Below are 12,114 nucleotides of genomic sequence, written 5' to 3' on the forward strand. Positions count from 1 at the left end.
CAGATGGCGCGAGCATGCGGATTGCTTTTCTCGGAACGGGTGACTTCGCCGTGCCGGCCTTACGGCGCCTGCACGCCGCCGGACACACGCTTGTCGTGGTGATCAGCCAGCCCGATCGTGCGGCGGGCCGGGGCCGCGCCGTGCAACCGACGCCGGTGCGTGCAGCGGCGCTCGAGCTTGGCCTGCGCCACGTGCCAACCGCGGACATCAATGGGCTGCCGCCCGCCGATCTGCTCAGCGGGGCGGATATCGGCGTGGTGGCCGCATTCGGACAAAAACTGGGGCCGGCACTGCTCGGGGCGGTGCCGCGCGGTTTTGTGAACATTCACGGATCCCTGTTGCCCAAGTATCGCGGGGCAGCGCCGTATCAATGGGCCATCCTCTCCGGTGAAACAGTGACGGGGGTTACGATCTTCCAACTCAACGAGCGCTGGGACGCCGGGTCGGTTTGGGCAAGTCGCGAGACCCCGATCGACCCGCGCGAGACGGCGGACGAGTTGCATGACCGCCTCGCGTTACTGGGCGCGGCGGCAATTGTGGACGTGCTGCCGGCAATCGCCGCGGGCCGGCTCGAGCCGCAAACTCAGGATGCGCAGCAAGCCACCCGCGCACCTAAGCTGCGCAAGTCCGACGGATACGTGGACTGGTCTGCGACGGCCGCCGAGGTCGTCCGCCGGATCCACGGCCTGTGGTCGTGGCCGGCGGTGGCATGTGCCTATGTGGGCCGTGACCAGCGGCGCGAACGACTCCTGCTGGCGCGCGCGGAAGTTGCGGACGGCGTCACACCTGTGTCCCAGCAGTGGCGACCCGGCGCGTTTCACCCCGATCGTACGATACAGGCAGGCATCGGCCGGGTACGATTGCTCGAGGTGAAGCCGGCCGGCAAGTCCCTGATGCCCTTCGCGGCGTTCGCGAACGGTCGGGCGATTGCACCGCCAGACCGGCTCGATGCACCCGAAGCGGACATATGACAATCGTCGAAGGTCTTGATGGGCGCCGCGCGGCCGCGCACGCCGTGACGGAGGTCCTCGCCGGGGTGCGGTTTGCGGGGGAAACACTTGCCGCGCTCAGCACCGCTGGGCAACTGCACGGTCCGGCGCTGGGGCGGGCGATGGACATTGCCTACGGCACGGTGCGCCACCTCTTGACGATTGAGCGGATTCTCGCCCAGGTAGCGCGCTTTGACCCGACCCGCACTCCGCCGGCGGTGCGGGCGATTCTCAGCACTGCCGCGTTCGAGCTGCTCTGGCGCTCGGGCACCCCGCACTACGCGGCTGTGAATGAAGCGGTGAATCTCGCGCGGCGCGTGGTGCGCGGGCGGGCGCCGGGCATGGTGAATGCGGTGTTACGTCGGCTGGCTGCCACTTGCCCCGAAACCGACCTGGTCCCATGGGTACGACACGATCCCACCTTGATTCGCATGGGCTGGAACCTGGCACGGCGCCTGGTCCTGGCGGTCCTGCCAACCGCGGACGCGCGGGATGGCTTCCTGGCACACACGGCGGCCGCGACCGGGCTCAGGGCAAGTCACTACGCGGGTTGGGTCACGCGGTACGGCGCAGCCCCGGCCGAGGCGGCTGCCTGGGCATCGCAGGCCGTGCCGCCCATCGTGCTCCAGCGGCATAAGCTGCGCGCGTCAGAGGACCAATTTCGTGCCACCTGCGGTGCGAACTACGGCGAGCTGGTGGAGTTTGCGGACGACGCGGCGTACTTCGCCCCCACGGTGCCGATTGCGACCGTGCCGGCTTTCGAGGATGGCCTTGGATACGTGCAGGACACCACCGCCCATGCGGCCGCGCTCGCGCTGGAACCGCAACCGGGGGAGCGCATTCTCGATCTGTGCGCGGCCCCCGGAGGCAAAACCATTGCGCTCGCGTGCGCCGCGCAAGACGGTGCACGGATTCTCGCCACCGACATCGCGCCTGACCGGTTGCGACGGATTCGCGAGAACGTGGAGCGGTTGAAGCTTACTTCGATCGAGGTCGGGGTTGTGAGTGCGGACGGACGCGAGCTCCTGGCTGAAGCCGGTCAATTCGACGCGGCCCTGGTGGATGTACCGTGCTCAAATACGGGGGTATTGGCACGGCGCCCGGAGGCGCGCCTCGGATTCCGGTCGTCGAAGCTCGCCGCGCTGGTAGCCGTGCAGGCGGAGTTGCTGACCCGTGCCGCGCGCTGCATACGGCCGGGTGGGCGACTGGTCTACAGCACGTGCAGCATCGAGCCGGCGGAGAACGAGGAGGTGGTGGCCGCATTTGTAGCGGCGCACCCGGCGTGGCACGTGGTGGCGGAACAGGTCACGCTGCCGACGTGGGGTCCGGCGCGTGCGCTGTGGCGTGACGGGGGGTACTGGGCGCGGCTGGTGCAGGCACCGTAAACCCTATGCCGGAGATTGCGTCGGCGCAAGTTGCTTGTGGCTGCCGTCGCACCAAGGCGGGGTGCCGGTCTGGTGGCACTGGCAGATCCACTTTTTGCCTGGCTCGGTGAGTTCGCACACGAAGGGCTTGCACCCGGTATCCATCCGGTTGTGCGAACCGTCGCAGTAGGGCAGCTTCTGTGAATGGCCGCAGGTACAGTAGGCCTTCTTGCCCGGAGTTTCGTCGACGCCGATGGGTCGAGTGCCGTGGATCGGTTCCGCCATGGAAATTCTGCCTTGTCATACGCGGGGGTGGTCTGGTTCGAAGCCCGCAGCACCTGACGTGCGCGCGGTACCGCGGCGATTATAGCCGACTGCGGCGCCGCGGTTGTAGCGCACGACAACCGCGCCTATAAACACGGCGGAGGTTGGCATGGTCAAGTCCCCGCCGCTTACCCAGGCGGATGTCGCCCGAGTATTCGAGGAGGTCGCGAACCTGCTCGAGATCCAGGGGGCGGACGGTTTCCGCGTCAACTCCTATCGCCGCATCGCACGTACGGTCAGCGAACTGACTCGTGATCTGCATGAAATCGCTGCGGAAGGTGGCTTGGCGCAGCTCCCGGGGATCGGAAAATCCTCGGCGGAGAAGATCGCCGAACTGCTCCACACGGGCCGACTTTCGCTGCGCGAGGAACTGGCCGCCGAAGTGCCGCCCACGCTGCTCGAGTTGCTACGGATCCCCACGGTGGGGCCCAAGAAGGTGGCGCTGCTGTGGAAAGAGCGCGGCATTACGAAGCTGACGGAATTGAAGGCGGCGCTCGCCGCCGGCGCGCTCGCGGGACTCAAGGGTTTCGGCGACAAGTCGATCGCACAGATTGCACACGGGATCGAGTTTCTCGAAAGCAGCGCCGGTCGCGTCCGCCTCGGCGATGCCTGGGGGCTCGCGGAGCGCCTGCGGGCGGAAGTGGCGCACCTGCCGGGAGTGGATCGGGTCGAATGGGCCGGTTCGTTGCGGCGTGGGCGCGAAACGGTGGGCGACCTCGATCTGCTCTGTGTCGCGGAAGACGGCGCCGCAGTCGTTGCGGCGTTCGTCCAACTGCCCGGCGCTGTGGAAACCCTGGCAGCCGGTGACACCAAAGGTTCAGCGCGCTTCGAGCTGCGTGGCGGACAGGTGCAGGTGGATCTGCGCGTAGTCTCGGCGCGTTCGTTTGGTGCGGCCTGGCAGTACTTCACCGGCAGCAAGGAACACAATGTCCGCCTGCGCGAGCTCGCGGTACGGCGCGGGTGGAGTCTCAATGAGTACGGCTTGACGGAGGGCGAGCGGGTCATCGCCTCGGAAACGGAGGAGGAGATCTATGCGGCGCTCGATCTGCCCTGGATTCCACCCGAGTTACGTGAGGACCGTGGCGAACTGGCGGCGGAGGGAGTGCCGGCGCACTTGTTGCGGGTGGAGGACATCCGCGGGGACTTGCACCTGCACACCACGGCGAGTGATGGTCGCAACACCATCACCGAGATGATTGCGGCGGCGCAGACGCGCGGCTACGAGTACCTCTGCATCACGGACCACTCGCGCAGCAGCGTGATCGCCAACGGCCTGTCGGAGGAACGCCTGCGGGCGCACATCGCCGACGTGCGGGCCGCGGCGCGGACCGCGCAAGGTATCCGGGTCTGGATCGGGAGCGAGGTCGACATTCTCGCGGACGGCAAGCTGGATTACCCGGATGAACTGCTGGCCGAGCTGGATTTCGTCGTGGCCTCGGTGCATGCCGGCATGGGTCAGGATGCCGCGGCGAACACCCGGCGTGTCCTCGGCGCCATCCACAATCCATACGTCCATTGTATCGGCCACCTCACGGGTCGGTTGATACATGAACGGGAGGCGATGCCACTCGATGTGGAAGCAATCTGCCGGGCGGCGGCTGCGACGGGCACGGCGCTGGAGATCAACGCCAGCTACCTGCGGCTTGACCTCAAGGACCAGCACGCGCGGCGGGCGCACGAGTTGGGTGTCACCATCGCGATCAACACGGACGCCCACGAAGTCGGCCAGTACGACCAGATGCGCTACGGAGTGACCACCGCCCGACGCGCCGGGCTGGAGCGCGGTGATGTCCTGAACACCCGGCCGGCGGCGGACATCATGGCCTTCGTTTCCGCGAAGAGAAAACACGGCCCCGCGCGGGATTGAAGAGGACCGGCACCGGGGGCTCTCGCGGTTCCATTGTGCGCCGCTGGCCGGGAGGGCGCCCGACGAAGTTCTGTTTGACACATCCCGGCACAGCGGTATCGTCGGCCGCCGGGATTGTGGGTGTACCATTGACAGGGAGCGGCCGATGAACGCTGGAAATCGTACGCTAGTCGGGCCAGGTGAACGGGCGTGGATTGGGGGGATTGGTGTCATCCTGCTGGTCTGCGGTGCCGCTCGCGGTGCAACGGCACAGAATGTCGAGCCCACTGCGACGAAACCGGCCGAGCCCCTGGCGATCCTGGAACGCCTGGTCGGGACGTGGCTGGCCCAGGGCCTGTGGGAGGACCCGACGCGCGGGGGTCTTCGCGTGGAGTACGAGCGCGCTCTGCAAGGCAAACTACTGAAGGGCTACTCGTACACCGTGGATGCCGGCGTAGCGCGCCTGGTGTACGAAACATCGATGTACTACCACCCGGGGGAAGAAAAGATCGTTTTTCGCAGTGTCTCGGCCGGCGGTGTGCTCTATGACGGTACCGTGGGGGAACTGGACGCGGATACGCTTGAGTTCCACTGGACCGACTACGGTCCGGGAACCGCACGCAAGTGGCGGCAGACGCTGCGCTTCGTGGACCCAGACACCTACGAGTGGGAGGTCTTCGCGGCGACCGGGGAGGGCTGGAGGTCCGCCTTTCGCAGCATCTTTCACCGGGAGTGTGACTTGCGCAAGCACGCGGCCGACCGGCGCGTGACGGCAGAGGCACTGATCGCGGGTTCGCCGGAGCAGGTCTGGCAGCGCTGGGCCACGCAAGAGGGTGTGACTAGCTTCTTCGCACCGGCAGCCCGCATTGAACTGCGCCCGGGCGGGGTCTATGAATTGTATTTTCTTCCGGATGCAGACGAAGGGAGCCGGGGGTCGGAGGGTTGCCACGTGCTCGCGTTTGAGCCGGGGCGTTTCCTGGCGTTCGAGTGGAACGCGCCGCCCTCCTTGCCGAATGTCCGGAAGGAGCGAACGCATGTGCTCCTTACGTTTGAAGCGGTGGGGGCGGCATGGACGCACGTCCGCCTGGTGCAGCACGGGTGGGGCATGGGCGATGAGTGGGAGCGTTGCTACGAGTATTTCTCGCGGGTGTGGCCGGTGGTGCTGGAGAAATGTCGGACGGTTTGCGCCCAGGCGTTGGAGGGTGCTGGGTCTGCGCCACTTGATACCTGGCGCCATGACGACGGCGTCCTCATGCGACCCATGGCCGACCCGGTGCGGATCGAGTTTGAGTTGGTCATCCCGGCGCGGGCGTCCGAGGTTTGGCTGACGCTGCACACGCTGATGGCGGGGGCGGAAGTTCTCACCGCGCTGGAACCCGAACTGCTCGTAGGTCGCACACCGGTGAATCCCACACACCTCTTGCTGTTCACGCTTTCACCCGCAGGAAATGGAGCGACACTAGTACATCGCACCGTGGAGCGGGAGGGCGATGCACCCTGGTCCGGCGAGGAGGTGGCACAGTTGATGCGCGCAGGGGCCGAAGAATTGCGCCTGCTGCGGACGCGTTCGACAACGAGCAATTAACCGTGGGTGCAGATGCACGGGTGAGGCCTGGCGCGGGGATGCTTTGCGCTCCGCCTACGGAGTTTCCTCGGAGCGCCTCTGCAAGGTGTGCTCTTCTCTGTGCAGCAGGCGTCGGATGTTTTCCAGGTGGCGCACGATGATCAGCGCCCCCAGCAACACGCTCACCAGCACCAGTGGCCAATTCGCCGCCAACGTTTCGCTTGTGAGGACAATGTAACCCACACACGCGGCGGGAAACACGACCGCGAGCGTCAGCGAACCCACCGACACAGTACTCGTCAGGAAGCGCGCTATCCCGTACCCGATCAGCGCCGCAAACATCGCAAGGGTGTACACCGGCCATAATCCCAGGGCCACACCCACCGTGGTCGCCACACCCTTGCCGCCGCGAAAGCGGAGATAGACCGGAAAGACGTGACCGAGTACGGCCGCGGCCGCGACCCCCAACAACAAGAGTTGTCGTTGTGGTCCTGCCGCGTGCGTCAGCCAGAGGGATGCGAGCAGTGTGGGTGCGAAGCCCTTGAGAATGTCGAGAACGAGACAAACATAGCCCCACTTTCGCCCCAGCACGCGGCCCGCATTGGTGGCGCCAATGTTGCGGCTGCCGAGCGTGCGGATATCGACGCCGCGCGTCATACCGATGAGCAGACCGAAAGGGATCGCGCCCAGCAGATAGGCACCGGCAATCAGCAGGGTGGGCAGCATGGGGACGCTCCGCGCAGGATCATTCGGCTCCGCGCCGCAGACGGAGCCACAGCGGCCGCAGACGATCGCGAGTCCACTCTGTCATCCGCCAGCCCCGGTGACGGGTCTGCGTGGGGAAATCCAGGCGGGCGAAGTCTTCCGGCCGTGCGCGGAGGCGTCGACGCGCTGCCACCCAGGTGCATACTGCCCACACCCAGCCCAGCCAGCGCCCGGCGCGCACCGGTCCTAGCGTTGCACGGTCCGCCGAACGGAGGCGTAAACCTCGTCCGCGGTGCGCGTCTCGTGTGATCCGGCGCTCCATAGCTGGTGTCGCTCGAGGAGGGTCTTTTCTGTTTCGTAATAGTTCGTCACGTGGCTCGGACCGCCTTCGACCAGGTCTCCGCCCGTATACCGGCCGGCAAGCAGCCACTGGGAGACCGCGGCCTCGTATTCGGCCGGGTAGATCAGGGCCACCACGTACCGGTCACGTTCCGCTGGCGCGCCATAATCGGCGCATTGGAGCTTCGCCCGGCAGGGCGGCGGGGTGATTTCCGCGAGGTGGCGTAGCGCAGCGCAGTCGGCCAGCGCCGCGGTCTGTGCAAGACGGTGAAAAAACAACCCGCTTTCCAGGAGGAATCGCTCCCGCGCTACGCCTTGGAGTTCCAGCGCGCCGTCCGGCCCGGCCCGCACGATCTTGAACACCTTGCCATGCTGGTACTGCTCGCGCTCGTACAGTAGGGCAATCTCTTCGGCCGTATATCCGACCGAGGTCCAGTCACCGAAATCAAAGGCGTACAGGCCGGCATAGTGCTCAGGCCCGGTTACGCTGGGCAGCTTCATGAGGCGGTTCTCCGGAGGCACTCCCACCGTGGATCGTATGGAGATGATCGCCGGACGGCAACTGTGCGGGACAGCTTGCCCCGACGGCGAAACTGCGGTTCAGGGCGTAAGCACAGCCGCGGGAGGGTTCGCGACGGTGGGGCGTGGAATGGCCATCCCGGCGGGCCACGGCACCGTGCAGGGAATTCCTGGCAGGAGGTCCATGTAATTGTCGGCGAGCGGGGTTTCACCGGTTGGGTCGAGGCAGACGGCCCACGAGAAGCGCTCCGCGGTGAGCGTGAGCGCAGCGCCGTGGCGCGACACGGTCACTTCGGCAGGAGTCCAGGCCAACTCCGCGAACCGGGCACGGAAGAGCCGCTGCTGGCCGATCGTGCCATCTTCGGTGCGCCAGGTCGCGAAAGCGCCATGGGTCGTGATGCCAAGCACATCCCACTCCCGGAGTGGCTGCTCGAATGCGACCACGGCGCCATTGGCAGGGCAGTTGACGGTCTGTTCGATCTCATGCCGCCGACCGCCAGCCAGCGCAAAGAGGCCGGTACGTAAGGTAAGGCGCTGCGGTACGCGCGTATCATTGACCACGATGACGCACCAGCGCTCAGCCCTGCACGTGCAGATGGCGCGCAACGGGGCAAACGCCCGCTTGACGTACCAGAAGGCCGGCTTGCGGCGCCGGTAGTAGTCGATTGGCGTCCAACTTGTAACCATCGGCCAGGTATCATTGAACATCCAGAAGATGGCTGCGGACGTGTCGAACTTCCGGCGGCGCCAGTTGTCGATCGCAGTCTCGAGCGCTTCGCCGTGGAGCAGTGCGGCGTAGCGCAAGTAGTCCTCGAACGGAAGCCGCCGTGGAGCCGGACACAGGTTGACGCGCAAAAGGTGATCGAGCAGGGGCTCGCCCTTCCAGGTATTCTGCGAGTTGTCGTGGTGGTTCCAGGTGCGACTGCCCAGGAAACGCTCCTCCGACGGCAGGATGGACTCGATCGTCGGTGGTGTGCTGGGGCCGAGCATGCCGCCCTCGTTCGGGAAGCGACTCGCATCGTGGCGGTAATGCCAATAGTCCCCCTTCGGCGCGCCGAGCGCAACGTCCCATGGATGCTGGTCGCCGATGTGCGGTGCGTTCGGGTGCGCACCATCGGGTGACGAGGGCGAACTGGGCCACCACGGCCGCGACGGGTCCTCTTCCGCCACGACCTGTGCCAGTGTTTTGTGAAAAAGCGTGTGACAGGGCTGCCCCCCGCGGTGACCGTGCAGCCAGCCGTCGGTGACGCCGACATCCACCTCGTTATTGCCACACCACACCGCGAGCGAAGGGTGGGACGAGAGACGACGCACCTGGTGCCGGACCTCGGCGACCACCTCCTGCACAAAAGCGGGGTCGTCGCCCGGAAAAGTGGAACAGGCGAACATGAGATCATGCCACACGAGAATGCCGGCCTCGTCACAGGCGGCGAGCAGCTCAGGATCGGCATAGACGCCGCCGCCCCAGATGCGCAAGAGGTTGCAGTGGCATTCGACCGCGAGCCCCACCAGCGCGCGGTAGTCCAGTGCCGTCACGCGCGCCGGTAGCAGGTCGGCCGGCACCCAGTTCGCTCCCTTGCAGAAGATCGGTTCGCCGTTGACCCGGAGGTGCAGGAGCCGGCCCCCGTCCTCCGCGGGCGGCTGCGCGAGTTCGACACTGCGCAGCCCCGTCCGGAGGTGCCGCGTTGCGTGTGTCTGACTGTCTGCAATGAGCGTGACTTCCACATCGTACAGCTCCGCCGCACCGTACCCGCGCGGCCACCACAGCCGCGGTGCGGCGATGGGCAGTTCGCACACGAAGTCTTGCGTGCCGGGGGGCAGCTCGGCCACGGTGGCGCCCCGCACATCCGTGCCCGCCAGGCGGACCGACAGCATGACCTCCCGTGGATGGGTCGCCAGATTCTCCACGACCGCCCGCACGGATAGGGTCGCTGCGCTGTGATCCGCTGCCACGTACGTTCCGAGCCGCACGTCACCCAGACGCAGCTCATCGCACAACTCAAGCCACACACCGCCGCCGATCCCGACGTTCATCAGGCGTGGGGCCCAGTCCCAGCGGCAGGCGAAATGGGGTTTCCGCAGAAAGGCGCGCCGGGTCGCGGCCGCGGTGAGTTCAAGGTGATAATCGCCGCCGCGCTGGTCCAGGTGCTCCAGCAGCCCGCTGCTGAGCCGAACGATGAGCTCGTTCTCACCGGGCTGAAGATAAGGATCGAGTGTCACGCGGATGGGTCGAAACGCGTTGTGGTGCGTGGCGACAGGTCGACCGTTGAGATAGACCACCGCGTCGAGGTCGAGCCCGTCGAGCACGAGGTCGCAGCGTTGACCGGTGCGCGGAGGTGGTGCTTCGAAGCGACGCCGGTAGAACCAGTACTGCTGCTCGACCCATTGTGCGGCCAGCGTATTGCAGCCCGTGTAGAGCTCCGCGAGCCAGCCGGCCCGCAGCAGATCCGTGTACACGGACCCCGGTACCGTGGCCGACAGCCAGCAAAGGTTGGGCAGCACGGCCGGCAACTCATGCTGGTCGAGAAACATGCCGTAACCATCGAAGCCCGCGAGGGACCAGCGGCCGTCGAGTGAAAGATGTTCGGTGGCCATCCACACTCCTTTCAGTGCATATCGGTCGTTCCGCGGGGGTTACACCGGTGATTCGGTCTGGCAGGTCAGGTCGCTGGCGGGTTCGCCGGCAGCCGTTACAAAACGGGCCGCAAAGCGCCAGGCGCCGGCCGGGTTGTGCAACTTGAGGACGAGTGTATTCCAACCCTGACGCAGCGGCAGGTGCGCGATGTGGTCGTTGTCGAGGACCAGTTCACGGACGAAGTCAAAGCGGCCGACCAGCGCGTCATTGAGCCAAACCTTGATACCGCCATCGGCACCGAGCAGTAGGCCGAGCAGGTCAGGGGCGTCCAACAGCACGGTGCGATCCTGTGCGGCATGCACATAGACCGCCGCGTACGCCACACGATCGCGCGGCGGCAGTGTCGCGAAAACCGAGCCCAGATCGACATACGGCAACGCGGTGGCGATCCGCTGCCAGGCGCGCTGTGCGACCTTGGTGCCCGCGCGTGGCGCGAGCGCGGTCTCATCCACAAAGACATGATCGAGGGGGTGTCCATCCGCATCCGCAAAGGGTCCCAGCACCAGCCAGGCCGCGACGTATCCGTCCCCGCGTAGCGCTGTCGCCGGGCGTGGGGCCAGCGGGCTGGCTGCCAGATAGCGCGCTGCGCCGCTGGTGTCGAGCCAGCGCGAGAGGATGCGCTGCGCGCGTGGCAGAAAGCGCCCGCGGGCCTCGTGCAGCAGCAACTGGCTCAGTATCAGCGTGCCGTGACCGCGTGGCACACGGACGACAACCGCCCGCGGTCCGCGGAATTGCGTCATGCGCCGCAGCATCAACGCGACCTTGTGCTGCTCATGCGCAGATTGGTAGCCCTCCCAGCGGGTGGCGACGGTCTGGATCAGCGTGGTTCCTAGGTCCATGGGGAGGGTGTGGCGGACAATCGCCTGCTGCTCGTCGCGATCGACCCAGCAGAAGTCGAAGTTATTCAAACCCGCCAGCAGCGCATCGTCCGGTGCCGCGCGTGCGACGTTGCAGCACTCCTCCTCCTCAAGCACCAGGGGTAGTGCGAGCCGGTCGGCCCAGTCGGCGGCAGTCTCGGGCGTCAGAGTGGTCAGGAAGAGCGTTCCACCCCGCTCGAAGAATTCCGCCAATGCCGCCGGGGCCATCGCCGGATCCTCCAGGTCTATCGGTGTCGTCCCGTCGCAGAACCGTACTTCGGGAGCCACATCGACCCCTCTGGCAGCCGCGCGCGCCTCCACTCCGATGTGCTTGAAATGCGACCGGCAGCGGTGTGCCGCGGCGCGCCCGACGACCACCTTTCGACGTGGCAGCGCGGGGAGCGGGCCATGGCAGAGCCGCTCCCAGAGCAGTGCCGCTGCGGGGGTATCGTGGCGCCGGACGTTCAAAGGCAACCCCGTCACGATCACGTGGCCGGAACCATGCGGCACGATGACGAGAGGGGTATAGGCGAGCCCGGCCGCTGCGTCGCCCACATCCAGCGGCGTGAGCGCGGGTCCCGTCGTCGGCCGTTCAAACACAAGGGCGGCGACCTCGCCGTGCGGACCCCAGTCGCGGAAGTGCATATCGGTGAGACCAGCCAGTAATGGATCGCCGGCCGCAGCGCGGATGAACGCCCTGTTATAGCTGCGCCGGACGGGTGACAGGATCGAGGCGGGGTCGTCCGCCAGGGCCATCGGCAGTGCGAGCAACCGACCTCCGGTGCGCAGCCAGGTGTCGATTGGGGGCTGCGCCAGCAGTTCGAGCAGGGTTGTGCCATTCAGCAGTTCCGTCAGCACGATCGTCGCGTCGGGGTCGTGCGTGAACTCCGCCCAGTCCGTTAGCGTGGGCCGTTGTCCCTTCAGCATCAGCTCATGCACGCTGCGTAGCGCTGTGGGTGGCCGGCGTGGATG

General features: G+C 66.5%; 8 protein-coding genes. 4 read left to right on the top strand and 4 right to left on the bottom strand.

What is annotated here, in order from left to right; translation table 11 throughout:
- Positions 1-14: 14 nt before the first annotated feature.
- Positions 15-971, top strand: a complete 957-nt coding sequence (fmt, locus tag IPM18_17745) for a methionyl-tRNA formyltransferase (protein ID MBK9121426.1) — start codon at positions 15-17, stop codon at positions 969-971.
- Complete coding sequence (locus IPM18_17750; protein ID MBK9121427.1) at positions 968-2,374, top strand: methyltransferase domain-containing protein; 1,407 nt, start codon at positions 968-970, stop codon at positions 2,372-2,374. The genes fmt and IPM18_17750 overlap by 4 nt, the downstream gene beginning before the upstream one ends.
- Before the next feature lie 3 nt (positions 2,375-2,377).
- On the opposite strand, the gene IPM18_17755 is transcribed toward IPM18_17750, so the two are convergent.
- Positions 2,378-2,638: a CDGSH iron-sulfur domain-containing protein gene (locus IPM18_17755; GenBank protein ID MBK9121428.1), complete on the bottom strand. Its 261-nt coding sequence runs from the start codon at positions 2,636-2,638 to the stop codon at positions 2,378-2,380.
- A 148-nt stretch (positions 2,639-2,786) separates the two neighbouring features.
- On the opposite strand from IPM18_17755, the gene polX reads away from it, so the two are divergent.
- A complete protein-coding gene (gene polX, locus IPM18_17760; protein ID MBK9121429.1) occupies positions 2,787-4,544 on the top strand; it encodes a DNA polymerase/3'-5' exonuclease PolX in 1,758 nt (585 codons plus the stop codon).
- A gap of 145 nt (positions 4,545-4,689) precedes the next feature.
- Positions 4,690-6,108: an SRPBCC domain-containing protein gene (locus tag IPM18_17765; GenBank protein ID MBK9121430.1), complete on the top strand. Its 1,419-nt coding sequence runs from the start codon at positions 4,690-4,692 to the stop codon at positions 6,106-6,108.
- A 54-nt stretch (positions 6,109-6,162) separates the two neighbouring features.
- On the opposite strand, the gene plsY is transcribed toward IPM18_17765, so the two are convergent.
- The 3 genes from plsY to IPM18_17780 form a co-directional block, all read right to left on the bottom strand.
- Positions 6,163-6,813: a glycerol-3-phosphate 1-O-acyltransferase PlsY gene (gene plsY / locus IPM18_17770; protein MBK9121431.1), complete on the bottom strand. Its 651-nt coding sequence runs from the start codon at positions 6,811-6,813 to the stop codon at positions 6,163-6,165.
- Positions 6,814-7,038: 225 nt separating this feature from the next.
- Complete coding sequence (locus tag IPM18_17775; GenBank protein MBK9121432.1) at positions 7,039-7,632, bottom strand: hypothetical protein; 594 nt, start codon at positions 7,630-7,632, stop codon at positions 7,039-7,041.
- Positions 7,633-7,731: 99 nt separating this feature from the next.
- Complete coding sequence (locus tag IPM18_17780) at positions 7,732-10,245, bottom strand: hypothetical protein (protein ID MBK9121433.1); 2,514 nt, start codon at positions 10,243-10,245, stop codon at positions 7,732-7,734.
- Between the last annotated feature and the right edge of the window lie 1,869 nt (positions 10,246-12,114).

It is taken from the genome of Phycisphaerales bacterium, from assembly GCA_016716475.1.
GTDB lineage: Bacteria > Planctomycetota > Phycisphaerae > UBA1845 > Fen-1342 > JADJWG01.

Bases quoted from the DNA above. Each gene is read 5' to 3' on its own strand.
- IPM18_17765 (MBK9121430.1), top strand. From the start codon at position 4,690: ATGAACGCTGGAAATCGTACGCTAGTCGGGCCAGGTGAACGGGCGTGG.
- IPM18_17755 (MBK9121428.1), bottom strand. From the start codon at position 2,638: ATGGCGGAACCGATCCACGGCACTCGACCCATCGGCGTCGACGAAACT.
- fmt (MBK9121426.1), top strand. From the start codon at position 15: ATGCGGATTGCTTTTCTCGGAACGGGTGACTTCGCCGTGCCGGCCTTA.
- polX (MBK9121429.1), top strand. From the start codon at position 2,787: ATGGTCAAGTCCCCGCCGCTTACCCAGGCGGATGTCGCCCGAGTATTC.
- plsY (MBK9121431.1), bottom strand. From the start codon at position 6,813: ATGCTGCCCACCCTGCTGATTGCCGGTGCCTATCTGCTGGGCGCGATC.
- IPM18_17775 (MBK9121432.1), bottom strand. From the start codon at position 7,632: ATGAAGCTGCCCAGCGTAACCGGGCCTGAGCACTATGCCGGCCTGTAC.
- IPM18_17780 (MBK9121433.1), bottom strand. From the start codon at position 10,245: ATGGCCACCGAACATCTTTCACTCGACGGCCGCTGGTCCCTCGCGGGC.
- IPM18_17750 (MBK9121427.1), top strand. From the start codon at position 968: ATGACAATCGTCGAAGGTCTTGATGGGCGCCGCGCGGCCGCGCACGCC.